This is a genomic window from Plantactinospora sp. DSM 117369 (assembly GCF_053764795.1).
This window is the reverse complement of sequence record NZ_CM132446.1, coordinates 1,021,270-1,047,471: the sequence shown is the minus strand read 5'-3', so window position 1 is coordinate 1,047,471 and position 26,202 is coordinate 1,021,270. Positions and strand designations below refer to the sequence as shown.

The following is a 26,202-nucleotide window of genomic DNA, read 5'->3' as shown; positions in this document are numbered from 1 at the left end:
GACAGTTCTCCTTTGGTCGACGCTGACCGATTGCAGCGCGCGCGGTGCCGACGCCAGCGGCGACCGCGTCGCCTTGTGAAAGCCTGGGATTTCCGTCAGCGTAAACCGAGCCGGCGTTCGGGGCAGCGAGACTGGTTGTGAAGAACTGCACAAGATGCGGACGGGCTGCCGTAAGGCGATTCTTTCCTCGCTCCCACGCGCAGTTTCACGCAAATCCTTCAGGGCAACAGCATTGCGTCACGGCGTCCTCACAGCAGTCATTGACGCCAGCTGACCCGGATGTCACACCCGACACTCCTTCCGCGAAACGGTCCGGTCGCCGCCGGGCGTCTGCCGCGGTCCGGTCCCGCGAGTCGCCCGTTGCGGGGCGTGGGGACGACCGGCAACCGGTACGCTCAAGCCGTGTCTTCGACCGCCACCGGCGAACAGCCCTCACCGCCGGGCGCCCGCCGCGGTTTGATTCGGACCCTTCTGGACCGGTTCGGTCATCTCATTCATGAGTTGGGCAAGTTCGGCACGGTTGGTGCGGTGGCCTTCGCGGTCGACTTCGTGCTGTTCAACTACGCCAACGCGAGTCTCGGCTGGGAGACCCTCACGGCGAAGACGTTCTCCACGGTCATCGCCGCCACCGTCGCCTTCGTCGGCAACCGGTTCTGGACCTGGCGACACCGGGAGCGCTCCGGCATGGCCCGGGAATACTCGCTCTACTTCTTCTTCAACGCCGTCGGCCTGGGCATCGGCCTCGCCTGCCTGGCCATCAGCCACTACGGGCTGGGCAGCATCTGGCCGGGCGTGTTCAAGTCGCTGATCGCGGACAACATCGCGGCAAACTTCATCGGCGCCGCGCTGGGCACCTTCTTCCGGTTCTGGTCGTACCGCCGGTTCGTCTTCGTCGGCCCGGCGGCCTCCGACGCACCAGAAGTGATCACACAGAGTCACAAGAGGCAGTGACCGGCGACCCACCGGGCCCGGTCGGCGCACTCGGCGCCCACATCTGCCCTAAGGTGGTCGAATGCGTTTCGCCCGTCTGTTGCCCGAGCGCTGGCAGAAGTTCCTGCGTGAGGTGCTGAAATTCGGTGCCGTGGGAGGTGTGAACGCCGCCATCAACTACGCGGTGTTCAACGCGCTGGCGCTCACCGTGTTCGCCGACGGGCAACTCAAGGCGAACGTGGTCGCCACGGTCGTCGCCACCATCTCGTCCTATCTGATGAATCGGCACTGGACCTACCGGGACCGGCCGAAATCGGCGATGCGCCGCGAATACGCCCTGTTCTTCCTGTTCAACGGCGCCGGCCTGGTCATCGAACTCGGCGTACTGGCGCTGGCCAAGTACGGGTTCGGCATCAGCGGCCTGCTGGCGCTCAACGTCGCCAAGACGGTCGGCGTCGGGCTGGCCACGGTCTTCCGGTTCTGGTCCTACCGCACCTTCGTCTTCCGGAAGTCCCCGAGCACGCCGTTCGTCCCGACCGAGCCCGGTGCGGTGGGCAAGAGCACCGGATCCGGCCCGGCGAGCGAGCCGGACGGCGAATTCCTGGCCGAGCTCGACCCGGTCGCCGAATTCGCCGAGGCGGTCAGCGAGCTGACCGAGCCCGAGACCGCCGGCGCCCGGGCCGCTGTCCGGGGCGATCAGGCTGCGGGCAGCGACGAGGCTGCGGGCGGCGACGAGGCTGCGGGCTCGGACACCGCGTACCGGGTGGGCACGACCGCACCCGCACCCGCCACGAACGGGACACGAGCCGACACCGGGTCGCCGGTCGGCTCCGCCCAGCCGCTCGAGGTCCAGTTCGCCGAGACCATCGACGCCGCGCTGGAGACCGAACTCGCCGCCGAGCTGAACGCCGCGCCCCGGCGTTCGTCAGCCCGCTGAGCGACGCGGTGAGCCGATCCGGTACCGGCGCGCCCGCCGAACTGTTCTTCGAGGACCTGACGCCCGGCCGCTCCTTCGACCTCGGGGTCACCGTCGTCGACGGGCGGGAGATGGTCGACTTCGCCCGGCGCTTCGACCCGCAGTGGTACCACATCGACGAGGAACTGGCCCGCCGCAGCCATCACGGTGGGCTGATCGCCAGCGGCTTCTTCACGGTCAGCCTCTTCATGCGGGCGTACGTCGACCACGTGCTGGCCCGGGCCGCCGGAGACGCCTCACCCGGGCTGGAGGAGCTGCGCTGGTTGGCCCCGGTACGCGCCGGTGACCGGCTGGCGACCCGGCTGACCGTACTCGGCAGCAAGCCGTCGGTGGCGCGGCCCGGCTTCGGCACCGTCACCCTGACCGCCAGCATGGATCGGCTGGACGGCCAGGGCCAGCCGGAACGCGAGGTGCTGCGCACCCGCTTCCGCGGCTGGTTCCTGATGCGGGAACCGGTGCTGCCGGCCTGATCTGCCCCGAAGGGCCCCTGACCGGCCGCGAGCGGCGGGTTTCAGGGGCCCTTCGGCGTATTGCTTCGACTCTTCGCGCAGCCTGCTTTCGGCTGCCGGCACAGCAGCTACTTCGACTCTTCGCGCAGCGGCTTGCCCTCGGTCATGTCTGCCATGATTTCGCGCATCTCGCCGTCACCGAGCGAGTGCTTGTCATGGTTTGCTTCCACGATCTCGTAGAGCATGGTCTGCACCTTCTCCACGCCCGGGATGTCCTCCAGCACCGACTGGCCCCGTTCGCCGGCCGACTCGATGGTCAGCGTGCCGCAGCCGAGCAGCCGTTCGAGAAACTTCTGGTTCATCGAGTGGTCGTTGATCCGGCCCAGCGGGATGTCCCGGCGGTCCCGGGAGAAGACACCCTTCTGCAGCAGCACCCGCTCGTTGGTGAACAGGTAGTGCGTGGTCCGCCAGACCAGGTACGGCCAGATGCTCAGCCAGACGACCAGCACCAGCGCGACCGCCGCGATCACGTAGCCTCCGACGGTGCCCGCACCGCCCGACGGCAGCAGAACGAGGCCGGCGACCACCGCGGCGACGGCCAGGACCAGCACCACGACCGGTCGGATCAACGCCTTCCAGTGTGGGTGCAGGTGCGCTACGACATGCTCGTCCTGGGTGAGCACGTCCTCAGGGAAAGCCACCCCATCCTCCTCGTCCATAACCGAATGTCCGCGGTGACCGTAACGGTTCCACGCGACCACCGTGGTATCCGGTATCGACTCTTTACCGACAGTCGGGCGGATCACCGTCGGCTCCAGACCGACACGGTGGCGGATCTCCACGCCGTTACCCGGGCCGACGACACGTCACGGCCGCGGCCGTGGGGTCGGAGCCGAACACACCCGGTGGCGGCCGGGGCGGCAGAGGTGCTGGTCAGCGCAGGTGCAGGACGTCACCGGCGGCGATCCGGCGTTCGCCGTCGGCGGTGGTGAGCACCAGTTGCCCGTCCGGGTCGACGGTGCTGGCGGTACCGACCAGCTCGTCGCCGGCCGGCAGCAGCACCCGTACCTCGCGGCCGAGGGTCGCGCAGTTGCGCACGTACGCCTCGTGCAGGCCGCAGGCGAGGGCATCGCCACCGGCGGTACGCCAGCGGTCGTACCAGCGGTCGATGCCGCGCAGCAGAGCCCGCAGCAACGGGTCGCGGTCGGTGGCCGCCGCACCAGCCAGCCGCAGCGAGGTGGCGGGCAGCCCGGTCGGGTTGACCGGCAGCTCGGTCGCGCGCAGCGTCACGTTCACGCCCAGGCCGAGCACCACCGCCTGATCCGCTCCACCGGCTCCGGAAACTCCTTCGGCCAGGATCCCGGCAGCTTTCGCCTCACCATCCGGCCGCCCGGCAGCATCGCCATCCGGCCGCCCGGCAGCATCGCCATCCGGCCGCCCGGCAGCATCGCCATCCGGCTGCCCGGTGGGAGGGCTCTCGGAGGGGTGGCCGGTGCGGGGGTCGGGCCAGACCAGCAGGTCATTGGGCCACTTCAGCGCGGAGTCCAGCTCGGCCAGCAGGTCCACCGCCTCCACCAGCGCGACCCCGGCGAGCAGCGGCAGCCAGCCGTACCGGGGTGGCGGCACCACCGGCCAGTCCCGGTCGGGCACGGCCACCCCCGGGCGGAGCAGCACGCTGACCGCGAGCCCGGCCCGGGCCGGCGATTCCCAGGTACGTCCGCGTCGCCCCCGCCCCGCGGTCTGCCGCTCGGCGACCACCACCAGCCCCTCCGGCTCGCCGGCCCGGGCGGCCTCGGCCGCGTCGGCGTTCGTCGACCCCGTCTCGCCGTGCAGCACCAGCCGGGTCCAGAGGCTCTCCGGCGTGATCAGGGCCCGCCGGAGCCGCCGCGCGTCGAGCGGCGGACGGTCCAGGTCGGTGTACGGCGATCCCGGCATCAGCCCAGCGTACGGGTCCGACGCCCGGGGGCGGGTCCGACCGTCGCGGCCGAGGTCTTGCCCCGATCGCCGTCGGGTGGTGCGGCACACGGCCCGGCACCGGGCGGTGGCCTGGGCACGGACCGTCGTTACGATCGCGGACGTGACTGGGCAGCCGAGCACCGCCGACATCGACCCCCACAGCACCGCCGGTCGCCTGGCGGACCTGGACCGACGGGTGGACGAGGCGGTGCACGCCGGGTCGGCCCGGGCGGTGGAGAAACAGCACGCCCGGGGCAAGAAGACCGCCCGGGAGCGGATCGAACTGCTTCTCGACCCGGGTTCCTTCGTCGAGCTGGACGAGCTGGCCCGGCACCGGTCGACCAACTTCGGGCTGGAACGCACCCGCCCGTACGGTGACGGCGTGGTGACCGGGTACGGCACCGTCGACGGCCGGCAGGTCTGCGTCTTCGCCCAGGACTTCACGGTCTTCGGCGGCTCCCTCGGGGAGGTGTTCGGAGAGAAGATCGTCAAGGTGATGGACCTGGCGATGAAGATCGGCTGCCCGGTGGTCGGCATCAACGACTCCGGCGGCGCCCGGATCCAGGAGGGGGTCGTCAGCCTCGGCCTCTACGGCGAGATCTTCTTCCGCAACGTCCGCGCCTCGGGGGTGATCCCGCAGATCTCGCTGGTGATGGGGCCATGCGCGGGCGGCGCCGTCTACTCCCCGGCGGTCACCGACTTCACCGTGATGGTCGACCAGACCTCGCACATGTTCATCACCGGACCAGACGTGATCAAGACGGTGACCGGCGAGGACGTCGAAATGGAGGAGCTGGGCGGGGCGCGTACCCACAACACCAAGAGTGGCAACGCGCACTACCTGGCCGCCGACGAGGACGACGCGATCGACTACGTCAAGGCGCTGCTGTCGTACCTGCCGAGCAACAACCTCGACGAGTCGCCGGCCTTCGACGCCCCGGCGGACCTGGAGGTCACCGACGCCGACCGGGAGCTGGACACCCTGATCCCGGACTCGGCGAACCAGCCGTACGACATCCACCAGGTGATCGAGCACGTCCTCGACGACGGGGAGTTCCTGGAGGTCCAGCCCCTCTACGCGCAGAACATCGTGGTCGGCTTCGGTCGGGTCGAGGGGCGGCCGGTCGGGGTGGTGGCGAACCAGCCGATGCACTTCGCCGGTTGCCTGGACATCGCCGCCTCGGAGAAGGCGGCCCGATTCGTCCGCACCTGCGACGCGTTCAACATCCCGGTGCTGACCTTTGTGGACGTACCCGGGTTCCTGCCCGGTACCGGCCAGGAGTGGGACGGCATCATCCGGCGGGGCGCCAAGCTGATCTACGCGTACGCCGAGGCGACCGTCCCGAAGGTCACCGTGATCACCCGGAAGGCGTACGGCGGGGCGTACGACGTGATGGGCTCCAAGCACCTCGGCGCGGACCTCAACTTCGCCTGGCCGACCGCGCAGATCGCGGTGATGGGCGCGCAGGGCGCGGTGAACATCCTCTACCGGGGCGAACTGGCCGCCGCCGACGATCCGGCCGCCGTCCGGGCCGAGAAGATCCGGGAGTACGAGGACACCCTCGCCAACCCCTACGTGGCGGCCGAACGCGGCTACGTCGACTCGGTGATCCGGCCGGCAGAGACCCGCAGCCAGATCGTCCGGGCGCTCCGGATCCTCCGCACCAAGCGGGAGACGCTGCCGGCCAAGAAGCACGGCAACATCCCGCTCTGATCCGGGGCTCCTGCCGCTCCCGCTTCCCGAGCCCTCGTCAGGTTCAGCAGGGCGGAGTGGGTCAGGTTCAGCAGGGCGGAGTGGCGGCCTCGCAGAGCCGGACGGCGGCGCCCAGCGTCACCGCCCGGGCCCGCTCCGGGTCCGGCGCCTCGTCGACCCGGTCCACCGTCGCGACCAGGTCGCCGACCCGGACGACTCCGACCAGCCGGCTGGCCGGACCGTCCACCACCGCCGAACTGTCCTGCCGGCGGACGGTGGTCTGCCAGTCCAGCAGCACCGACTCGTCCCCGGCGAAGCCCTCGGCGACGACCCGCCAGCGGTGCTCCGCATCGACGGGGAGCCGGCGACCGTCGACCTCGATCGCGCCGGGTGTGCGGTATTCGGTGCAGAGATCGGGCACGGCACGGGCGTCCGCGAAGACCCGCCGGGCCGCGCCGGGTACAAGCCGGAAAACCCGCTCGTGTACGACTGCCGCCCCGCTGTACGGATCACCGGGTACCGTCGGCGGCTGCTGCACGGTGTGTCGGCGGGCCATCCGGGCCAGCCCGTCGTAGCGGTCCCGTGCCGCGTACCCGGGACAGCCGAGCGGCACGGTCGGATCGACCACCTCCACCGGCGCGTCCGCCTGCACGTCGACCCGGTCCACCACCAGCCCCGGCCCGACGTCCTCGGGTTGCAGCAGCGCCGACGCCGGGATGGCGACCGGATCCGGCGACGGTACCGGGGGCGACGGTTCGGCGAGCAGCGGCTGCCCGGCCGGCAGCGGTCGTGGCCCGTACCGCTCGACGGCCGCGACCGAGCCCGCCACGACCACGGCCAGCACCGCGACCGTCCCGACCAGCGACCGGATCCGGTTACGCCGCCGGGCCCGGGCCCGGATCTCCTCGGGCGCGAGCCAGCGCACCGCGGCGATCTCCTGGGCGACCTGGTCGACGAGACTCGTCCCCGGCCCCGACGACCAGCCCGCCGACGGGTCGGAACGGTGCCCCGGCTCGGGGGTCCGGGTGGACATCGACTCAGGCATCGGCGGCCTCCTCCAGATCCACGACCGTCAGCAGGCCGGCCAGCGCGGCCCGGCCCCGGGCCAGCCGGGCCTTCACCGTGCCGACGGGTGCGCCGGTCTCCCGGGCCACCTCGGCCACCGGCAGACCCAGCAGGTAGTACAGGGCGATCGCGGTACGTTGCTCCTCCGGCAGCCGGCGGAGCGCGGCGACCACCTCGACGGTCTCGATACCCGGCGCCGGGGTGTCGGCCGGTACGCCGTGCCGCAGGTAGGCCCGGCTCCGGCTGCGCAGGCTGCGCCAGCGGCTGATCGCCACCCGAGCGGCCACCACCCGCACCCACGCCTCCGGGTCGGCGTACCCGCGCACCCGCGACCAACGCTGCCACGCCCGGATGTACGCCTCCTGCACCGCGTCCTGGGCTTCGGAGAGGTCACCGGTCAACAGATAGACGTACCCGAGCAGCCGTTGCCGGCTCCCTCGGTAGAACTCGTCGAAGTCCTCGACGTCGGGCACCTGCGACCTCCCCTGGCGGACATAGCCAATACGCCTGGGCCCGGTGCTGCGGTTGCCATGCAAGCCGAAACGTTTGCGAACGCGTCCCTCGTCCTCACCTCAGCGGTTCGGTCAGCTCCGCGATCGGGAACTCGCCGGCCGGGAGGTGTTCGCGTACCGCCCGGCGCATCGCCCGCTGCACCGCCGCGTTGGCCGGGGTCGGCACCCCGTGCAGCCGGCCCAGCAGCACGATCTCGCCGTTGAGGAAGTCCGTCTCGGCCGATCCGGCGTCCCGGGCGAGGCTCTGCCAGGTCGAGCCGCCCTGCCGGGGCTGCCCGGCCACCGGTACCACCTCCACCCGGTCGCCCCGCTCGGCGGCCTCCTCCGCCCGCGAGGTGTACGCGATCCCGGCAGCGGTGAGCGCCGCCTCCCCCTCGGCCACCACCGCCGTGAGTAGCTCGGCCACCCGGGCCGCCCGCCGGTCGTCGACTCCAGGTGCCGCGCCGGCCGACGGGCCGAAGAGCGCCTGCACGGCGTTGCCGAGGTTGCGCAGCAGCTTGCCGTACTTCCAGCGCATCACGTCGTCGCGGACCGGGGCGAGGAGCCGGGCCGCCGCCAGGTCCGCGCTGATCCGGTGCGCGAGGTCGTCGGAACCGTGCGGGAAAGCGCCGAGGTGCAGCATGCCCGAGTACGGGTGCCCGCTGGCCACCACCCGGCCCGGCTCCAGGTGGGTCGCCGGAAGCCAGACGCAGACCGGGTACACCCGGTCGAAGAGCCGGGCGGCGGCGCGTTCGTTCGCCACCCCGTTCTGCGCGGTCAGCAGCGGGAGCCGCTGCGCCGCCGTACCGCCACCCTGGACCGGCAGGTCGGCCCAGCTCCGCAGCGCGGCCTCGGTGTCCTGCGACTTCACCGTCAACACCAGCACGGTGTCCGCAGGCAGCGGCTCGTCGGCGAGGCCGGAGCCGGCGGATGCGGGGTCGCCGATCGCGGGGAGTCGTCCGACGTACTCGCTGTCCGGGGTGCTCAGGGTCAACCCGTGCGTCCGGATCGCGGCCAGGTGCGCACCCCGGGCCACCAGGGTCACGTCCCGGCCAGCCTCGCCCAGCCGTACCCCGATGGTGCCGCCGACCGCGCCGGCACCGATGATCACGTACCGCATCCCGTCCCCTGTTTCCTCGGCCGCTCACCGCAGTCGGCGCCTGGTCGCGCCGGTCAGCCCGGCAGGCTCGTGGAATTCAGTATCGGGCCGGTGAGCAGGGCGGCTCCGGCCAGCAGGGCGATCAGGTTGACCGCGCCGAAGACCCCGACCCAGACCAGCCCCGGCACCCGGGTCAGCCAGGCGAGCTGGTCCGCGTCCGACTGCGGCAGTTGACCCCGCCGACGCAGCGTCTGGAGTTCACCCACCGGCCGTACGCCACCGAGCAGCAGGAACCACACCCCGGTGTACGCGAACGCGGCCTGCACCTCCGGCGAGGCCATCCAGGAGACCCCGAGTACGACCCCGGTGGTGACCACGATCGAGATGATGCCGAAGACGTTGCGGATCATCACCAGCATGGCGAGCAGCAGTGCGACCGCCACCCAGAGCAGCAGGGTGATCCGGTTCCCGCCGAGTACCCAGGCACCGGCCAGCCCGATCAGCGAGGGTGCCAGATAGCCGGCCAGCAGGGTGAAGACCATCCCGGGACCGGTCGGCCGACCCGCCGACAGGGTCAGCCCGGAGGTGTCCGAGTGCAGCCGGATGCCCTGGAGACGGCGTCCGGTGAGTACCGCCGCGAGCGCGTGCCCGCCCTCGTGCGCGATGGTGATGGCGTTGCGTCCGACCCGCCAGGGCAGCCGGGTGACCACCACGGTGAGCGCGACCAGCCCGGTGATCAGGACCAGTAGCGGGGGTGGGTCCGGTTGCGCCCCGAAGAGCTTGTCCCAGAGGTCTGTCAAGCCGTCCACTGACATCCGAGCGAGCCTAGCTCACGTCCGCTACCGCTCAGCGGGGCTGCCTACTCCTTGTCCTCGGCGACGAAGACGCCCAGTCCCGGGTGCCCCTCCACCAGACCCTTGGCCTTGAGCCAGTTGACCGCACCACGCACCACCGTGATGGAGACGCCGTACTGCGCACGCAGCTCTGCGGTGCTCGGCAACTGGTCGCCCGGCGCCAGCTCCCCCGATTCGATCTGCTCGGTGAGGTCATTGATGATCTTTTGTGTCTTCGAGGTGGGCACGATGCACTCCCTGGTCCGCAGCGCCATTTGATCACGGCGGACCGGAGGACCACAAGCACCACGAGGCATCAAGAGGCATATGGTCTTGCCTTGCTCTACCTTATGCATTAGGTTGCTGGGAGCCGATTCTCCCTGGTCCGCAGCCTGGCGGGGGTCGGTCTCCCGCGCGGCGGCTCGTCTCCCCCGACAGTCCGGCGAGCCGCCGCGCGTCCCGCAACCGCCGGAGGTCCGCAATGGAACGCGACCGCTCCATGGCAATCGTCGAACGACACCGGCCGGCACCGCTGTGGCGACTACTCGGCATGTGGCGCTGTGCTGCCTGCCGGCGTCGCTGGCCCTGCCCCCGCTACCGCGACGCCCGCAGCAGCCTGCTCGCCCACGACCGACACGATGTCACGAAGGTGGCCCGACGGCTGAACAGCCGCTGGCCCCGCCCCTGACACGACTTAGCGGCAGCGGGACCTGTCATCACCTGTGCGGTCGATAACTGATCCGGCCGCCGCTAACGTCGTAGCCCGATCTCAACGAAGCTGACCGGCAGAGCCAGCCCGGGTCCGGCCTGTCGTCGGTACGGCCACCCGGGCCGGCACCGCAGTCCGGTTCGGCACGCCGCGTCGCAGCAACCACCAACCACCGACCGTACCGACGGCCACGGTCACGACGCTGGCGAGCGCGATCATCGCGACCATTCCGACGCTCGCCACCAGCAGGGCGAGATCGCCGATCGCGACCAGCATCCACAGGGCGATGCTCGGCTTCGTCGCATGATGTCGGGAACGCATCAGTCGTACCTCCTTCCGTCGAGATCACCACTACCCCGGCAGAAGTGAGGTCATGCCTGTCAACTCTTCGCGGGTCGGAATCCGTCCGCGATGATCTTGAAGGTGGCGAGTTCCCGGTTCCAGTCGGCCGCCTCGGTGTCCCAACGGATCGCGTACGCCTTCTTGCTGCTGGTGACGAAGCCCCGGTTACGGACGTGCATCCGTACCCCGTCCTCGTCGTGCAACCACTCCCAGTCGGCGGCCCTCAGCCAGTAGTCGACGGCCTGGATCGTCACCAGATCGTAGTTCCGGTAGTTGCCCCGGCGAGCGCGCTCCTGCTCCCTCCAGTCGGCCACGGGATCGGGCCGAGGATTGTTCGTCTGGTCGATCATGAGGAAGCGGCGGCTGTTGGGATCGTTGAACTTGACCCGCGGGCCGTCCCGGCTGACCGTCCAACCGTTCGGCACCGGCACGGAGAACCCGGTCGAGTCCCGATGCAGCCGCCACCCCGCCGGGAGCTGCGGAGCAGACTGCCCCGTCGGCGTCACCGGCGGCTGGGCCGGCTGAGCGGTGGTCGCGGCCGGTGTCGGGGTCGGCGACGTGCTGGTGGTGGGGGCGGACGGCGTACCGGCGGGCTGACTCGTCGGCGCGGAGCCGGAGGTCGGGTCCTTGTCCTGGTCACCCGACCCGCCGTCGCGGGCCAGTGGCACGACCACGACGAGGGCGAGCAGGAGCAGCACGACCAGCCCGCCGAGCAGCCACATCCGGCGGTTGCCGGCCGCGACGGCGGCCAGCGGGCCACGCCGGCCGCCCTCCCCGTCGCCGTCCTCGTCGTCGCCGCTGGCCGGGACCGCCGCCCGGCCCGCCGGCTGCGCTGCCGGCGACTGGTCCGGGGGCGCCTCCACCTTCGGCTGGACCGCGGTGGGCGCCGGCTCCGACTTCACCTCGGCCCCGTCGGCCTTCACCTCGGCCCCGTCGGCCGACTCGCCGGGCACGACGACGACCGTCGGCTCGGCAGGTGGCCGGGCACTGTCCGAGCTGGCGACTTCCTCCGGTACCTCGGCTGCGGGTGGCTCCGCCGCCGGCTCCTTCTCGGCCGGGGCGGGCAGCTTGGTCGTCTTGGCGGCCGGTGGAGCGGCCGGCAGCTTCGTGGTCTCGGCGGCCGGCAACTTGGTCGTCTCGGCAGCCGGTGGAGCGGCCGGCAACTTGGTCGTCTCGGCAGCCGGCGGCACCGCCGGGGCAGCGGCCGGTGCGATCGGCGGCGCGGCGGGAGCCGGTCGGGGCGACGGCAACGGCACGATCCGGGTACGCGGCTCGCCCGGTCCGCGCGGGCCCTGCGGCCCCGGCCGTCGTACCCCGTCCAGCAATGACATCCCGGGGTTCCTGCGCCGGCCTGCCGCGCGACGGAGCAACCGCTCCGCCACCTCGGCGTTGATCCGGGTCGTCGGGTCCTTGCGCAACAGCCCGGCGAGCACGGCCTTGAGCGGGCCGGCCCGGCGCGACGCCGGCGGTGGCTCGGTGGCCAGCGCCGCCAACGTCGCGATCGCGGACGGTCGGGCGAACGGCGACTGGCCCTCGACGGCGGCGTAGAGCGTCGCGCCCAGCGACCAGAGGTCGCCCTCCGGCCCGGCAGTGCCGTCCCGCGCTCGCTCCGGCGCGATGTACGCGGGCGACCCCAACACCAACCCGGTACGGGTCACGTTCGGGTCCCCCGGCACGGTGGCGAGTCCGAAGTCGGTCAGCACCACCCGGCCGTCATCGCCGAGCAGCACGTTTCCGGGCTTCACGTCCCGGTGCATCACCCCGGCCCGGTGCGCGGACTTCAACGCGCCGAGCACCCCGAGACCGATCTCGGCGGCCCGGGTCGGCGACACCGGCCCGTCGCTGGCCAGCGTGTCCTGCAACGACCGCGACGGGACGTACTCCATGACGATCCACGGATCACCGTCGGTACGCAGTACGTCGAAGACCCGGACCACGTTCGCGTGGTTGAGCCGGGCGATCGCCCGCGCCTCACGGAGCGAGCGCTCGCGCATCTCCCGACGCTCGTCCTCGGTCAGCCCGGGCGGCGGGACCAACTCCTTGATCGCGACGTCCCGGTGCAGCACCTCGTCACGCGCCTTCCAGACCCGACCCATCCCGCCCTGGCCGAGCGGCTCGACAAGTCGGTACCGGTCAGCGATGAGTTGTGGAGGCGCACTAGACACCCGTGGACGGTACCCAACGGCAACAAGAGTCACACCCTCGGCACGCCTATCTGAGACGCGCACCAATCGACAGGGACGTACCCTCAATGCCATGGCTGACGAAGAACCACTGCTCCGGGTGGTGCGGGGTACCCCCACACCGGAAGAGTTGGCCGCCCTGGTCGGGGCGATCTTCCTCCGTCCCCGACCGGCCACATCGGTCCGACCCGCCGCCGTGTCGACCTGGGCACGAACGGGTCGTCCCGGTACGGTGTCCCCGTCCGGCATGCCGGCCCACGCCGGCCGTGACGCCTGGCGGGTCTCCGGCCTTCCTCACTGACCTGCTCCGGGCGACCCGACGGGGCTGCCCACGCCGGCCCGTACCCACTAACCTTGGCGTGGGGCAGTACGTAGCACCTGGGGAGAAGACGTGATACCTGAGGAAGACCGCGGCCCTGCGTGGCTGCGCGACTACGGCGGTGCCATAGAGGCTGACATCCAGCGGATGGAAGAGTTCGCCCAGCAGCTCCTGGCCGAGGTCCAGAAGAATTACGTACCACACATGGAAGAAGTCCAGTCGGACATGCTGCCTAACCTGCCCGCGCCGAATGCAGGCTTCGCCGAGCTGGTGTCGTTCTTCGAGGCGCATCGGAACGTCCAACAGGACACCTCGACACGGGTCTGGGACGTCGGCGACGGCACCGGCGGCCTCGCCACCGCCGCCGAGAAGGTCAGCAAGAACTACGGCAACGCCGACGCGTTCTCGCAGGCCCGGGTCCGCGATGTCGAGAAGGCGCTTGATGAGACTGGTGCAGCGGCACCGCCGCCACCCAGGTCGCAGAACGTGACAGCGCCGCAGGGTGGCACAGAGAACACGGGGAGCCCCAATGCTTGATGGCGGAGGCGGGGGGAGCGGCCAGATCGCCGGCACGACCAACTGGACCTCGCACGATGTCCGACAGATGTGGAGTCTGTTGGCCAACCAGCAGACGGACACGCACTGGCAGCATGTCAGCGGTTGGCGGAAGACCTCCGAACTCAGCTTGCTCCATCTGTCGAGGTTGAAGCAGTACCGCGACAACCTGATCGAAGCTTGGCCGCCGGAGAAGAGCGAGGCCTCGAAGGCGTACGTCGCACGGCTCGACTACCTCATCGAGACGGTGCAGGGCGTCTACGACACGGCCGCTGCCAACCAGCAGGCCCTCACGGGCGTGACTCAGGCGATCTGGGAGTCGCGTAGGGACCTTGAGGAGATCCACAAGGAATACCTCGCGAAGGAGCAGGCCAAGCAGCAGTACGACGCGGCGGTTAAGGCGAACAACGGCCGGCCGCCTGCCGGACAGCAGCCGACGACCCAATCCGACCTGGAAGACCTGAACTGGCGCGCTCGCCACATCATGTACGGGCTAAGCAGCGAACTCGCCACCGCCCAGGTACAGCTTCGCAAGCCGCCGGTATACAAAACTCCAGGCGATGGGAGAGATGAGACTGGTAGCGGAAGCGGGTCGGGTGGCAGTAGCGCGATGGGCGGTTCGGGCCCACCGGTTCTTCCGCCCGTTGTGCCGATGCCAGCGGGCGGAGGCGCGAGCTACAGTCCTCCTCCGACCCCAGCCGTTCACACAGTCGTTCCGACACCACCTGCGCCTGTTACAGGTCCAATCCTTGGTGGTACAGGACCGATAGCTCCTCCGGCCGTGCCGCCCACCCCGCCGAGCGTTATTCCGCCACCGCCACCCACCGTGGGCCCCGGCCTTCCCCCGCCTCCGATTCCCCCTGGATTGCCGCCCGGAACAAAGCCGCCAGGGCTGCCACCCGGAGCCAAGCCACCGGGGCTGCCTCCTAACCATCCCACGACGTTAGCGACGCCCCCTAGTGGTCTGAACAAGTCAGGATTCGGCCCAAACGCTGGGCTGCCGCCTCGAGCCATGCCTCCTGGAGGGATGATCGGCGGAACACCTGGAGCCGGTCTGTCGCAACCAGCCGCAGGAGCGGGATCAGCAGCGCGCCGTATCAACCCCATTGGCGGTGTGATTGGCGGTGGCGGCGGAGGTGCGACTCCCATTGGTGGCGCCGGGCAGCGGCCGGGCGTCGGCATGAGTCGGGATAGAGAAGAGCAGAACAGCCAGCACTGGGACCCCGATAATCCGTGGGAGACAGACGAGGGAGTAGCGCCGGTCATGATGCCCAGTCGCGATAAGGGCAGGATCGATCCTGGCCCGGCGATCGGTCACAAGCGGTGATCTTCCGCACGACCCGCACGGCCGTGGCACTTCTTTGTGCCACGGCCGTCGCTGTTTTTCCAGCGACGGCCGCCAAGGCCGACCAGGTGCGTAACAATCAATGGCACCTCAGGTATTTGAAGGTTGCCGAAGCGCACAGGATTAGCCAAGGAGAAGGAGTCGCTGTCGCCGTCATCGACACCGGCGTCGACCCGCACCCTGACCTTCGCAATAATCTCCTATCAGGCACCGTCACGGAAGGCGGCGGTTCCGGCAACGGCCGTCAGGATAGCGACCCCAGCGGCCATGGGACCGGGATGGCCGGCCTGATAGCCGCACACGGCCGTGGAAGCAACGGCGCCCTCGGAATCGCACCAAAAGCCAAGATTATTCCAATAAGGAACGGAAACAAGAGTCATGACACGGACGATACCGCCAAGGCTATTGAATGGGCTGTATCGAAACGTGTTGATGTTATTAGTTTATCCTCAGGAGGAGGATCCACATCCCGCCTGAACGCAGCACTACGAGCGGCACTTGAGGCGGACATAGTAATTGTTGCAGCAGCCGGCAACAGGCCGGGAGATTTTCTAATCCAATTTCCCGCCGCAGCAGAGGGAGTCGTTGCAGTTGGCGCGACTGACCAGCGAGGAGAGCACGCCGACATCTCTGTAACAGGCAGTAGGCTTGCCCTCAGCGCACCTGGGGTCGGAATTGTCAGCACCTCGGTTAACGGGCGCTATCGAACCGGTACTGGAACCTCGCCCTCGACAGCGATCGTGGCTGGGGCGGCTGCGCTCGTACGGAGCAAGTTTCCGGATCTGTCGGCGGAGGAAGTCGTACATCGGCTGACCGCGACCGCTGATGACAAGGGGGCGCCGGGTCGGGACGAGGAGTACGGGTACGGGGTACTCAACCTGGTCAAGGCGCTGACGGCGGACGTACCGCCCCTGGAGGGAAGCGCCGATCCGAGCGCTAGTGCCGCACCCAGCCCCAGTCAGACCCAGCCCGCCGGCAACGCGGCTCCCGAACCGGAGAACAGGTCGAACGTCGGCTCGACGATCCTGATCGGTGTCCTGGTGGCGCTCGTCGTACTGGGCCTGTTGGTGACCCTGCTGGTGGTGCTCCTGATGCGACGGCGACAGCAGCCGCGCCGCTTCTGAATCGAGCCACCCGAATACCCGGCCCGATCGCGGACAGCCCTCGTCGGGCCGGGTACGTTGGCCGTCGTGCACACGACAGATCGGCTACGCCTGGTGCTCGCCTCAGCGAGTCCGGCCCGACGCAAGCTCCTGCAGGCCGCCGGCATCGAGCCGGACGTACTGATCAGCGGGGTCGACGAATCGCAGGTGGACCCCTCGACCCCGGAAGCGCTGAGCCGCACACTGGCTCAACTGAAGGCACGAGCGGTAGCCGAGCGGATCGCATCGGCTGCCAAAGGTGCCGGTGCCACCGACGAGATCGGAAACAACGCGGCCGAGCCCCGTACGCTCGTGCTCGGCTGTGACTCGGTGCTGGCCTTCGACGGCGAGATCCTCGGCAAGCCGGCCGACGCGGACGAGGCGACCCGCCGCTGGCAGGCGATGCGGGGCAAGAGCGGCGTGCTGCACACCGGGCACTGCCTGATCGACCTGTCGAGCGGGCGCGAGGTTGCCCGGGTCGCCGGCACCGCCGTCTACTTCGCGGAGATCACCGACGACGAGATCGCCGCGTACGTCGCGACGGGTGAGCCGTTGCAGGTGGCGGGCGCGTTCACCATCGACGGGCTGGGTGGCCCGTTCGTCGACCGGGTGGACGGCGATCCCGGCGCGGTGATCGGCCTCTCCCTGCCGCTGTTCCGCCACATGCTCGGCGAACTCGACCTGCTGATCACGGACCTCTGGGCTGCCCGAATGACCCCGTTCGGCGCCGGCGCCGGGACGGCGGCCACGTCGGCGGCAACCGACCCGCACTGACGAACCACTACCGTCGGCCGGCAACCTGGCATAGCGTCGAGCAGTGCCGACGAAGTCGATCCCGCTCACCGAAGACCTGCACGCGTACGTCCTGGCGCACGGCTCCCCGCCGGACGCCCTGGCCCGGGAGCTGATCGACGAGACGGTTTCGCTACTGCCGGCCGACGCCGGGATGCAGATCGCTCCGGAGCAGGCGGGGCTGCTCACCTTCCTGACCCGGCTGGTGAACGCCCGGCAGGCGGTCGAGGTCGGCACCTTCACCGGGCTCTCCTCGCTGGCGATCGCCCGTGGCCTGCCCGCCGACGGCCGGTTGACCTGCTTCGACATCTCCGAGGAGTACACGGCGGTCGCCCGCCGCTACTGGGCGCGGGCCGGGGTCGACGACCGGATCGAGCTGCGGATCGGCCCGGCCGCTGAGAACCTGCGCTCCCTCCCCGTGGAGCCGCACCTCGACCTCGCCTTCGTCGACGCCGACAAGCCGGGCTATCTGACCTACTGGGCCGAGTTGGTGCCGAGGATGCGTACCGGTGGACTGATCGTGGTGGACAACGTGCTGCGGGGCGGTCGGGTCCTGACCCCACAGACCGTGGCTGACCGGGCGATCGCCGAGTTCAACGAGGCGGTACTCGCCGACGAGCGGGTCGAGCTCGTAATGCTGCCGATCGCCGACGGCCTCACCCTGGCCCGCCGCCGCTGACCCTCACCAGCACCGACGCCGGCACCGGCCGAGGACGGGCGGAACCGGCGCCGGGGCCGGCTCCACCCGTACCCGATGGGGAGCTAGCGGACGCTGCGCGCGAACTCGCGCGCGGCCCAGACCACGGCGAGCGCCGTGATCACCGCCATCACCGAGAGTCCCTGCCAGACGGCGTCGTTGCCGAGATCGCCGGCGAATAGTGCCCGGGCGCCGTCAACCGCCCAGGAGAACGGGTTCCAGTCGGCGATCCCCTGCAACCAGCCCGGCGCGAAGTTCAGCGGCAACAGGATCCCGGAGAGCAGCAGGACCGGTTGGGCGATCGTGTTCATCAGCGGCGCCAGCGCATCCTCGCTCTTCACCACCAGCGCGATCCCGTAGGACAGGGCCGACGTCATCAGTGCGATCAGCGCCAGCATCAGGTACGCCAGCAGCAGGTCCCCGATGAAGACCGAGAGCCCGAAGGCCAGCGCCAGCAGGGTGATGATGATCGCCTGGGCGATCAGCGACACCACGTCGCGCAGCGACCGGCCGAGCAGCAGGGCGAGTCGGCTGACCGGGGTGACCCGGGATCGTTCGATCACCCCGGCGCGCAGTTCGGCGATCAGACCGAAGCCCTGGAACAGCCCGCCAAAGATGGCGAGCAGGACCAGCAGGCCGGGCACGAAGATCCGGTACGCCTCCGCGTTGCTCGACGCCTGCAACGCGGGCTTGAGCAGCGGGGCGAAGAGCAGCAGGTACATCACCGGCTGGAAGATGCCGACGAAGAGCCAGACGGGCTGGCGGACCAGCAGCAGGAACTGCCGCTGGAAGATCAACCATGTGTCACGGGCGAATTTCATCATAAGTCTCCTGTTCGGCGGTGCGCGGCGAAGGCGCAGGTCTCGCGCGGCGAGCGGTCAGGACTCGCGCAGCGAGCGGCCGGTCTTGGTGAGGAACACGTCGTCGAGGCTGGGCCGGTGCAGCTCGATCGAGCTGAGCGCGATGCCCGCAGCGTCGAGCGCGCGGAGGATCTGGGGCATGTCCCGGGCCCCGTCGTTGACGTAGAGCCGGAGCGCGCCCTCGTCCGAGGTCTCCAACCTGGTGACGTACGGCTCGGTCTCCAGCACCTTGCCGGCCTCCTGGGCCGACCCCTCGATGGCGACGAGCACCACGTCGCCGGAGATCTCCCGCTTCAGCTCCGCCGGTGTCCCCTCGGCGACCACCTCGCCGTGGTCCATGATGGCGATCCGGTCGCAGAGCGCGTCCGCCTCGTCCAGGTAGTGCGTGGTGATGAAGACCGTCATGCCCTCGGCGCGCAGCCGGCGGATCTCGTCCCACATGTGCGCCCGGCTCTGCGGGTCGAGGCCGGTGGTCGGCTCGTCCAGGAAGACGATCTTCGGTTCGTGGATGATGCCGAGCGCGATGTCGACCCGCCGGCGCTGGCCACCGGAGTACGTCTTGCACTTGCGGTCGGCGTACTCGGTGAGCTGGAACGCCTCCAGGGCGCGTACCGCCCGCCGCTGCGCCTCGGCCTTGCTGAGCCCGTACATCCGGGCGTGCAGGACCAGCTCCTCGCGGGCGGTCGACTCGTCCCAGGTGCTGCCGCCCTGGGCCACGTAACCGATCCGCCGCCGCACCTCAGCCGGGTTGGTCCGCAGGTCGACGCCGGCGATGTTGGCCTCGCCGCCGTCCGGTTCGATGAGCGTGGCGAGCATCCGCAGCGTGGTGGTCTTGCCCGCGCCGTTCGGGCCGAGGAAGCCGAAGATCTCCCCCTCGGCCACCACGAGGTCGACACCGCGGACCGCGTCGACGGACTTCTTCTCCCTGCCCTGTCGGGAGCGGAACGACTTCCGCAACCCCTTTGTCTCGATCATGCCTGCTCCTGGTCAGCCGGACCGGCATCCCCACCGGCCCCATCCCCCGGGGCACGCCAGAAGGCGCCCACCGCAACGCTTCCGGGAGGCTAACGCGATATAGCGCATCTAGTCAACGTTGATTATTACGCGTCGCCCTGCCGTCCCCCGCCGGTCGAGACGACGACTCGGGCGACGACTCCGACGACGACTCCGGCCCCACCGACGGCGACTCCGGCCCCGCCGACGGCGACTCGGGGGGAACCGGTTCGGCGGGCGTACGCCCCCCGCCCCAGCTCGCGTCGACGGCCATCGAGGCGAACTGCGCCCAATCCTGGTTTTCGGCGTAGTCCTCCGGCAGGTACGGCACCCCGGCGTCGATCAGGTCGGCAATCCGCTCACACCAGCCGATCTCCCCCTCCGCCCGGGCGATCGACAGCTGCCACATCCAGGCGACATGCACCGGCTTGTCGTTCTTCATCCAGCCGGACTCCATCGCCGCCCGCAGGCTGTCGTTGACCGCCCGCAGCAGTCGGGCCCGGTTACGCAGTGCCGCCGACGCCTCTTCCCGGGGCAGTGCGGGCAGGAAGGAGAAGGCCGCGAAGAACGGGTCGACGACGTCGCCGAGATTCCACCAGTTGCCCCTGAGCAGGCCCTGGAACTCGTCCTCGCCCTTCGAGGTGATGCCGTACGTGACCCGGGCCGGACGGGCGCCGACCTGCTCAGTGGCCACCTCCCGTAACAATCCCTCCTCGGTCAGCTTGCGCAGCGCGTGGTAGATCGAGCCGGGCTGGACGTTCGCCCACTTGTCCGCGCTCCAGCTCAGCAGTTCGCGACGTACGTCATAGCCGTGTACCGGTTGCATCCACCGGACCAGGCCGAGAATCATCATTCGGGTAGCCGACACACCCAGAAGCGTAATAACCAAAATTGACTAGCTACCAACGCCGTCCCGTGGCATGGGCCGACCGGCCAGGTAACGGCGTGTAGTTGGTGTCGTGACCAACAGCGACACCGCCTCCTCGGCGGCGGCGGGAGGCGAGTATCGAGCGGGTCGGGAGCGGCGCCGGACGCGGGTCGGCCGGCCGGGTTCACCGCCCCCGCCCGTCGGGCGGGCGGCCCGGGTCGTTGACAATGGCCCCTGGCAACGTCCCTGGCAGCCACCCTGGCGACCGGCGACGGTGGGGAGCGATTCGAGGAGGAGCAGCCGCGTGCGCAAGGTACTGATCGCCAACCGGGGCGAGATCGCGGTACGGGTCGTCCGCGCCTGCCGGGACGCCGGACTGGCCAGCGTCGCCGTCTACGCCGACTCGGACCGGGACGCGCTGCACGCCACCCTCGCCGACGAGGCGTACGCGCTCGGCGGCGAGACCGCGACCGAGACGTACCTGCGGATCGACAAGCTGCTCGACGTGGCCGCCCGGTCGGGCGCTGACGCCGTACACCCGGGTTACGGGTTTCTCTCGGAGAACGCGGACTTCGCCGCGGCGGTGATCAACGCCGGCCTGACCTGGATCGGGCCGAGCCCGCAGGCGATCCGCGACCTGGGCGACAAGGTCACCGCCCGGCATCTCGCGCAGCGGGCCGGCGCTCCGCTGGTGCCCGGCACCTCCGAGCCGGTGGGCGGGCCGGACGAGGTGCTGGCCTTCGCTGCCGAGCACGGTCTGCCGGTGGCGATCAAGGCGGCGTTCGGCGGCGGCGGCCGGGGTCTCAAGGTGGCCCGGACCATGGCGGAGATCCCGGCGCTCTTCGAGTCGGCCACCCGGGAGGCGCTGGCCGCGTTCGGCCGGGGCGAATGTTTCGTCGAGCGCTACCTGGACCGGCCCCGGCACGTCGAGGCGCAGGTCCTCGCCGACCAGCATGGCAACGTCGTGGTGGTCGGGACCCGGGACTGCTCGCTGCAACGCCGCCACCAGAAGCTCGTCGAGGAGGCGCCGGCCCCGTTCCTGACCGACGAGCAGCGGGCGGCGATCCACGCCAGCGCGAAGGCGATCTGCCGGGAAGCCGCCTACCACGGCGCCGGCACCGTGGAATACCTGGTCGGCACGGACGGCACCATCTCCTTCCTGGAGGTGAACACGCGGCTGCAGGTGGAACACCCGGTGACCGAGGAGACCGCCGGCATCGACCTGGTCCGGGAGCAGTTCCGGATCGCGTCCGGCGAGAAGCTCCGGTTCGACGCCGATCCCGTGCCGCGCGGGCACTCGATCGAGTTCCGGATCAACGGCGAGGACCCGGGCCGGAACTTCCTGCCGGCACCGGGCACGGTGACCGCGCTGCGGCTTCCCGCCGGGCCCGGCGTACGGGTGGATGCCGGGATCGCCGCGGGCGACGTGATCGGCGGCAACTTCGACTCCCTGCTCGCCAAGGTGATCGTCACCGGCGAGACCCGTGCCGAGGCGCTGGAGCGCGCCCGCCGGGCCCTCGACGAGATGGTGGTGGACGGGATGGCCACCGCGCTGCCGTTCCACCGGCTCGTCGTCCGGGACCCGGCGTTCACCGCCGCGCCGTTCACCGTGCACACCAGGTGGATCGAGACCGAGTTCGACAACACCGTGCCGGCGTTCACCGGCGCCACGCCGGCCGACGAGCCGGCCGGCGCCCGGGAGACCGTCGTGGTCGAGGTCGGCGGCAAGCGGCTGGAGGTCAGCCTCCCCGCCGGCTACGGCGCGGGTACGGCCCTGGCCGCCGGCCCGGTTGCCTCCGGCGCCGCCGCCCGACGGCCGGCCCGGCGCGCTGGCCGGTCCGCTACGGCGGGCGGGGCCGCCGCCGGTGGAGACGCGCTGACCTCCCCGATGCAGGGCACCATCGTCAAGATCGCGGTTGCCGACGGCGACACGGTCGCCGAGGGTGACCTGATCGTCGTCATGGAGGCGATGAAGATGGAGCAGCCGCTGTACGCGCACAAGGCCGGCGTGGTGAGCGAACTCGCCGCCGAGGTCGGCGGAGTCCTCACCGCCGGCGCCGTCATCTGCGTCATCAGCTGACCCGGCCGGCACACATCGTCGACCCTCGGCCGGGAGTCCCCACCACCGGCCCACGGCGTCATCAGCTGACCCGTCCGGCACACGTCGTCCACCCTCGGCCGGGAGTCCCCGCCACCGGCCCACGGCGAGCCCAGACGGTCAAGCGGCCAGGAGACGACGAGAGCGGGGACACCGGTGCCGCCGGGGCCCGGCGACACCTTCGAGAACCGGAGAGGCCGGTCACGTGACCAGCGGGACTGCCGGGCCGGGTGGATCGTCCTCCGGCATGATGGCCAGGTGCGGTTCATCACCGGCGGAAAGCCCACGCAGGATCTGACCTACAACGACGTCTTCCTGGCCCCGGTCCGGTCGGCCGTGGAGTCCCGGCTCGACGTCGACCTGGCCAGCAGCGACGGGACCGGCACCACGATCCCGATCGTGGTGTCCAACATGACGGCGGTGGCCGGTCGGCGGATGGCCGAGACGGTGGCCCGGCGCGGAGGTCTCGCCGTACTGCCACAGGACATCCCGATCGAGGTGGTCGCCGAGGTGATCGGCTGGGTCAAGCAGCGGCATCTGGTGCACGACACCGCGATCACGCTCGGCCCGACCGACACCGTCGGAGACGCCATCCACCTGTTGCCCAAGCGGTCGCACGGTGCGGTGATCGTGATCGACCCGGACGGGCGGCCGGTCGGGGTGGTGACCGAGGCTGACACGGTCGGGGTGGACCGGTTCGCGCAGTTGCGGCATGTGATGTCCACGGAACTGCACACCGTGCCCGCCGAGGCCGATCCCCGGACCGGGTTCGACCGGCTGTCCCGGGGCCGCCGCCGACTCGCCCCGGTGGTCGACGTCGAGGGCCGGCTGGTCGGGGTGCTGACTCGCCGGGGTGCGCTGCGGGCCACGCTGTACCGGCCGGCGCTGGACGGCAAGGACCGGCTGCGCATCGCCGCCGCGATCGGCATCAACGGCGACGTCGCCGGCAAGGCCGCCGCGCTCTTCGAGGCCGGGGTGGACACCCTGGTGGTGGACACCGCGCACGGCCACCAGGAGCGGATGCTCCGGGCACTGCGGGCGGTACGCAGCCTGGACCCGCCGGTACCGGTGGCCGCCGGCAACGTGGTCACCCCGGAAGGGGTACGGGATCTGGTCGAGGCGGGTGCGGACATCGTCAAGGTCGGCGTGGGGCCGGGGGCGATGTGCACCACCCGGATGATGACCGGGGTGGGCCGGCCACAGTTCTCCGCGGTACTCGACTGCGCGGCCGCCGCCCGCGAACTGGGCCGGCACGTCTGGGCCGACGGCGGGGTACGCCATCCGCGCGACGTCGCCCTGGCCCTGGCCGCCGGGGCGTCGAACGTGATGATCGGCACCTGGTTCGCCGGCACCTACGAGTCGCCCGGCGATCTCTACACCGACGCCGACGGCCGGCGCTACAAGGAGAGCTTCGGCATGGCCTCGGCGCGGGCGGTCAGTGCGCGTACCGCCGAGGACAGCCCGTACGACCAGGCCCGGAAGGCGGTCTTCGAGGAGGGGATCTCCAGCGCGCGGATGTACCTCGATCCGAACCGGCCGGGGGTGGAGGACCTGATCGACGAGATCGTCGCCGGGGTACGCAGCGCGTGCACGTACGCCGGCGCCGCCGATCTCGCCGAGTTCCACGCCAACGCGGTGGTCGGGGTGCAGAGCGCCGCCGGCTACACCGAGGGGATGCCGCTGCCCACCAACTGGTGAGCTGCCGGGAACACCGCCAACAGGTGAGTTGCCGGGAACACCGCCAACAGGTGAGCTGTGCGGAACGCCCGCAACTGCTGAGCGGCGGGGACGGCTCAACCGGGTGTCGTGAAGAGCCGGCTGATCACCAGCCTGGCGGCGGCCTCCGGATCGTCGCCGACCTGGTCGCCCCGGAGCGCCCCGCCGAGCCACAGGGTGGCGAAGCCGTGCACGATCGACCAGGCGGCCAGCTCGGTCTGCGCCGCCTCCGGGCCGACCGGTGCCGCCGGCAGACCGGACACACCGGCCCGGAGTGCCGCCCGGGCCCGCTGCTGGGCGGCGGTGAGTGCGGCGTCGTCGCGGTGGAAGAGGTCCGGCCGGAACATCACCTCGAAGTGGGCCCGGTGGTGCACCGCGAACGTGACATAGCCGACACCGAGTTCCCGCAGGCTGCCGCCGGACTCCTGGCGGATCTGGGCCAGCGTGTCGGCCAGCATCTCGAAGCCCTCGGTGGCGAACGCGGTGAGCAGCCCGGCCTTGTCGCCGAAGTGGTGCGCCGGGGCGGCGTGCGAGACGCCGGCCCGGCGGGCCAGGTCGCGCAGGCTGAGCCCGGCCGGACCGGACTCCTCGATCGCGGTCGCGGCAGCGGAGAGCAACGCCCTCCGCAGGTCTCCGTGATGGTACGGGCGCCCGGCGGCGCTGTCCTCGCTCATGGCGGCCAGCATATCTTGGCATCGACAAGATATGCTGGCCGCACCAGCCGGCCCGGCTCAGGGTAGGAGTTCCGCCGACCGGCCGGCAACCACCCCGGCGATCAGGCCCAACGCGTCCGGCGCCGCCATCGGGTCAACACCCCGGCCGTCCCGCAGTCGCAGCGCCACCTGCCCGGCCGCCACCTCCCGGGCGCCGAGCACCGCCGCGTACGGGACCCGGCGCTGGGCAGCGTCCCGGATCCGGGCACCGAGCGACCCGTCGACGACCAGCTCCGCCCGCAGCCCGGCCAGTACGCAGTGCCGGCGGAACGCCTCCGCCGCCGCCACCTGATCCGGCCCGACCGGCAGCACCCGCACCTGGACCGGGGCGTACCAGGCCGGGAAGGCTCCGGCGTGCACCTCGATCAGGTACGCGAAGAGCCGCTCCATGCTGCCGACCAGGCTCCGGTGCACCATCACCGGTCGCGCCCGCCCTCCCCGGGCGTCGGCGTAGCAGAGGTCGAACCGGGCCGGCTTGTCGAAGTCGAGCTGGATGGTGGAGAGGGTCGACTCCCGGCCGGCCGCGTCCCGCACCTGGATGTCGATCTTCGGTCCGTAGAACGCCGCCTCCCCGGGCGCCTCGACGTACGGCAGTCCGGACAGTGCCGCCCGGAGCAGGTCCTCGGCGTGCCGCCACTCCTCGTCGTCGCCGACGTACTTCTCGCCCGGTCCGCGCAGCGACAGCCGGAACCCCGCCGGGCGTACCCCGAGCGCGGCGTGCGCCACCCGGATCAGCTCCAGCACCTCGGCGACCTCGGCGCCGACCTGCTCCGGCGGGCAGAAGTTGTGCGCGTCGTTGAGCGAGATCGCCCGCACCCGGCTGAGCCCGCCGAGCACTCCGGACCGCTCCGGCCGGTACATCCCGCCCAGCTCGGCGATGCGCAGCGGCAGCTCCCGGTAGGACCGGCCCCTGGCCCGGTAGACCAGGGCGTGGTGCGGGCAGAGGGCCGGACGGAGTACGAACTCGTCGTCGTCGGAGAGCCGCAGCACCGGGAACATGTCGCCGGCGAAGTAGCCGAGATGCCCGGACAGCTCGAACAGCTCCCGCTTGCCGAGCGGGGGCGAGTAGACGTGCTGGTAGCCGGCCCGGCGTTCCAGCTCGCGGACGTACTCCTCGACGCTGTGCCGGGCGGCGGCGCCGGCCGGCAGCCAGACCGGCAGCCCGGCCCCGGAGAGCGGATCGGCGTGGAACAGCTCCAGCTCGCGGCCGAGCCTGCGGTGGTCGTGCATGTCAGCTCCCAGATCTGGTACGGCCCGGCGGCTGCTCCGCCCTGGGACCGCGCCGATCTGGTGCACACGACGAAGCCCCGGAGCGGATCGCCCCGGGGCCAGTCGACGAGTTGGTCTGCGTCAGCGCGGCACGCCGGGGTGTCCCGGC

Annotated in this window: 24 protein-coding genes and 3 pseudogenes; 11 read left to right on the top strand and 16 right to left on the bottom strand. The window is 70.8% G+C overall.

The genetic code is table 11. The features are described from left to right. The first annotated feature begins 279 nt into the window (after positions 1-279). From ACSMXO_RS04825 to ACSMXO_RS04815, 3 genes and pseudogenes are all read left to right on the top strand, one after another. Positions 280-951 carry a GtrA family protein gene (locus ACSMXO_RS04825; RefSeq protein WP_455416831.1) on the top strand — a complete coding sequence of 224 codons (672 nt, stop codon included), beginning with the start codon at positions 280-282 and terminating at the stop codon, positions 949-951. 61 nt (positions 952-1,012) lie between these two features. Then, positions 1,013-1,450 (top strand): annotated as a pseudogene (locus ACSMXO_RS04820) (GtrA family protein); the annotation flags it as partial. A 425-nt stretch (positions 1,451-1,875) separates the two neighbouring features. After that, on the top strand, positions 1,876-2,376 hold the full coding sequence (locus ACSMXO_RS04815; RefSeq protein WP_346260368.1) for a MaoC/PaaZ C-terminal domain-containing protein: 501 nt from the start codon (positions 1,876-1,878) through the stop codon (positions 2,374-2,376). A 107-nt stretch (positions 2,377-2,483) separates the two neighbouring features. Here the strand turns inward: ACSMXO_RS04815 and ACSMXO_RS04810 are convergent, their stop codons facing one another. From ACSMXO_RS04810 to ACSMXO_RS04800, 3 genes and pseudogenes are all read right to left on the bottom strand, one after another. Then, positions 2,484-3,056, bottom strand: a complete 573-nt coding sequence (locus ACSMXO_RS04810) for a PH domain-containing protein (protein WP_346260367.1) — start codon at positions 3,054-3,056, stop codon at positions 2,484-2,486. 232 nt (positions 3,057-3,288) lie between these two features. Continuing rightward, positions 3,289-3,735: pseudogene (locus ACSMXO_RS04805) on the bottom strand (biotin--[acetyl-CoA-carboxylase] ligase); the annotation flags it as partial. After that, a pseudogene (locus ACSMXO_RS04800) lies at positions 3,715-4,290 on the bottom strand (biotin--[acetyl-CoA-carboxylase] ligase); the annotation flags it as partial. The pseudogenes ACSMXO_RS04805 and ACSMXO_RS04800, both read right to left, overlap by 21 nt. 142 nt (positions 4,291-4,432) lie before the next feature. Between ACSMXO_RS04800 and ACSMXO_RS04795 the strand changes: the two are divergent. Beyond that, positions 4,433-6,025 carry an acyl-CoA carboxylase subunit beta gene (locus ACSMXO_RS04795; RefSeq protein ID WP_455416830.1) on the top strand — a complete coding sequence of 531 codons (1,593 nt, stop codon included), beginning with the start codon at positions 4,433-4,435 and terminating at the stop codon, positions 6,023-6,025. Between the two features lie 67 nt (positions 6,026-6,092). On the opposite strand, the gene ACSMXO_RS04790 is transcribed toward ACSMXO_RS04795, so the two are convergent. The 7 genes from ACSMXO_RS04790 to ACSMXO_RS04760 form a co-directional block, all read right to left on the bottom strand. Further along, complete coding sequence (locus ACSMXO_RS04790) at positions 6,093-7,049, bottom strand: hypothetical protein (protein ID WP_455416829.1); 957 nt, start codon at positions 7,047-7,049, stop codon at positions 6,093-6,095. Continuing rightward, positions 7,042-7,542, bottom strand: a complete 501-nt coding sequence (locus ACSMXO_RS04785) for a SigE family RNA polymerase sigma factor (protein ID WP_455416828.1) — start codon at positions 7,540-7,542, stop codon at positions 7,042-7,044. Before ACSMXO_RS04785 ends, ACSMXO_RS04790 begins: the two co-directional genes overlap by 8 nt. A 94-nt stretch (positions 7,543-7,636) precedes the next feature. Further along, positions 7,637-8,680 carry a ketopantoate reductase family protein gene (locus ACSMXO_RS04780; RefSeq protein ID WP_455416827.1) on the bottom strand — a complete coding sequence of 348 codons (1,044 nt, stop codon included), beginning with the start codon at positions 8,678-8,680 and terminating at the stop codon, positions 7,637-7,639. 53 nt (positions 8,681-8,733) lie between these two features. Continuing rightward, on the bottom strand, positions 8,734-9,474 hold the full coding sequence (locus tag ACSMXO_RS04775; protein ID WP_455416826.1) for a M50 family metallopeptidase: 741 nt from the start codon (positions 9,472-9,474) through the stop codon (positions 8,734-8,736). Positions 9,475-9,518: 44 nt separating this feature from the next. Beyond that, positions 9,519-9,740 (bottom strand): winged helix-turn-helix domain-containing protein, encoded by a 222-nt coding sequence (locus tag ACSMXO_RS04770; protein ID WP_455416825.1) that lies wholly within the window; start codon positions 9,738-9,740, stop codon positions 9,519-9,521. Positions 9,741-10,261: 521 nt separating this feature from the next. After that, positions 10,262-10,522, bottom strand: a complete 261-nt coding sequence (locus ACSMXO_RS04765) for a hypothetical protein (RefSeq protein WP_455416824.1) — start codon at positions 10,520-10,522, stop codon at positions 10,262-10,264. 59 nt (positions 10,523-10,581) lie between these two features. Next, entirely contained in the window at positions 10,582-12,708 is a 2,127-nt protein-coding gene (locus ACSMXO_RS04760) for a protein kinase domain-containing protein (RefSeq protein WP_455416823.1), read from the bottom strand. A 91-nt stretch (positions 12,709-12,799) separates the two neighbouring features. On the opposite strand from ACSMXO_RS04760, the gene ACSMXO_RS04755 reads away from it, so the two are divergent. Continuing rightward, positions 12,800-13,027 (top strand): acyl-CoA carboxylase subunit epsilon, encoded by a 228-nt coding sequence (locus ACSMXO_RS04755; protein WP_346260358.1) that lies wholly within the window; start codon positions 12,800-12,802, stop codon positions 13,025-13,027. A gap of 90 nt (positions 13,028-13,117) precedes the next feature. After that, the gene (locus ACSMXO_RS04750; protein WP_346260357.1) at positions 13,118-13,582 is read left to right on the top strand and encodes a hypothetical protein; all 465 of its coding nucleotides are present in this window, start codon (positions 13,118-13,120) and stop codon (positions 13,580-13,582) included. Positions 13,583-14,914: 1,332 nt separating this feature from the next. Here ACSMXO_RS04750 and ACSMXO_RS04745 read toward each other — a convergent pair. After that, complete coding sequence (locus ACSMXO_RS04745; RefSeq protein WP_455419459.1) at positions 14,915-15,124, bottom strand: hypothetical protein; 210 nt, start codon at positions 15,122-15,124, stop codon at positions 14,915-14,917. Between ACSMXO_RS04745 and mycP the strand changes: the two genes are divergently transcribed. The 3 genes from mycP (at position 15,044) to ACSMXO_RS04730 (ending at position 17,558) form a co-directional block, all read left to right on the top strand. Continuing rightward, positions 15,044-16,069 carry a type VII secretion-associated serine protease mycosin gene (gene mycP / locus ACSMXO_RS04740; protein WP_455419169.1) on the top strand — a complete coding sequence of 342 codons (1,026 nt, stop codon included), beginning with the start codon at positions 15,044-15,046 and terminating at the stop codon, positions 16,067-16,069. The genes ACSMXO_RS04745 and mycP overlap by 81 nt on opposite strands. Positions 16,070-16,135: 66 nt before the next feature. Beyond that, complete coding sequence (locus ACSMXO_RS04735; protein ID WP_455416822.1) at positions 16,136-16,861, top strand: Maf family protein; 726 nt, start codon at positions 16,136-16,138, stop codon at positions 16,859-16,861. A gap of 43 nt (positions 16,862-16,904) precedes the next feature. After that, complete coding sequence (locus ACSMXO_RS04730; protein WP_455416821.1) at positions 16,905-17,558, top strand: O-methyltransferase; 654 nt, start codon at positions 16,905-16,907, stop codon at positions 17,556-17,558. An 83-nt stretch (positions 17,559-17,641) separates the two neighbouring features. Here the strand turns inward: ACSMXO_RS04730 and ACSMXO_RS04725 are convergent, their stop codons facing one another. The 3 genes from ACSMXO_RS04725 to ACSMXO_RS04715 all read right to left on the bottom strand — a co-directional run bounded on the left by ACSMXO_RS04725 (position 17,642) and on the right by ACSMXO_RS04715 (position 20,297). Further along, positions 17,642-18,397 (bottom strand): ABC transporter permease, encoded by a 756-nt coding sequence (locus ACSMXO_RS04725; RefSeq protein ID WP_203864409.1) that lies wholly within the window; start codon positions 18,395-18,397, stop codon positions 17,642-17,644. A gap of 57 nt (positions 18,398-18,454) precedes the next feature. Next, complete coding sequence (locus ACSMXO_RS04720) at positions 18,455-19,411, bottom strand: ATP-binding cassette domain-containing protein (RefSeq protein ID WP_455416820.1); 957 nt, start codon at positions 19,409-19,411, stop codon at positions 18,455-18,457. A gap of 112 nt (positions 19,412-19,523) precedes the next feature. Further along, positions 19,524-20,297: a PadR family transcriptional regulator gene (locus ACSMXO_RS04715; protein ID WP_455416819.1), complete on the bottom strand. Its 774-nt coding sequence runs from the start codon at positions 20,295-20,297 to the stop codon at positions 19,524-19,526. Between the two features lie 304 nt (positions 20,298-20,601). Between ACSMXO_RS04715 and ACSMXO_RS04710 the strand changes: the two genes are divergently transcribed. Next, on the top strand, positions 20,602-22,377 hold the full coding sequence (locus ACSMXO_RS04710; protein WP_455416818.1) for an acetyl/propionyl/methylcrotonyl-CoA carboxylase subunit alpha: 1,776 nt from the start codon (positions 20,602-20,604) through the stop codon (positions 22,375-22,377). Between the two features lie 276 nt (positions 22,378-22,653). Continuing rightward, on the top strand, positions 22,654-24,093 hold the full coding sequence (locus ACSMXO_RS04705; RefSeq protein ID WP_346260350.1) for a GuaB1 family IMP dehydrogenase-related protein: 1,440 nt from the start codon (positions 22,654-22,656) through the stop codon (positions 24,091-24,093). A gap of 95 nt (positions 24,094-24,188) precedes the next feature. Here ACSMXO_RS04705 and ACSMXO_RS04700 read toward each other — a convergent pair whose 3' ends face one another. Together ACSMXO_RS04700 and thrS are read right to left on the bottom strand one after the other, a co-directional pair. Further along, positions 24,189-24,785, bottom strand: coding sequence for a TetR/AcrR family transcriptional regulator (locus tag ACSMXO_RS04700; RefSeq protein ID WP_346260349.1), 597 nt, complete (start codon positions 24,783-24,785; stop codon positions 24,189-24,191). A 57-nt stretch (positions 24,786-24,842) separates the two neighbouring features. Further along, positions 24,843-26,054 (bottom strand): threonine--tRNA ligase, encoded by a 1,212-nt coding sequence (gene thrS, locus ACSMXO_RS04695; protein WP_455416817.1) that lies wholly within the window; start codon positions 26,052-26,054, stop codon positions 24,843-24,845. Positions 26,055-26,202 lie beyond the last annotated feature (148 nt).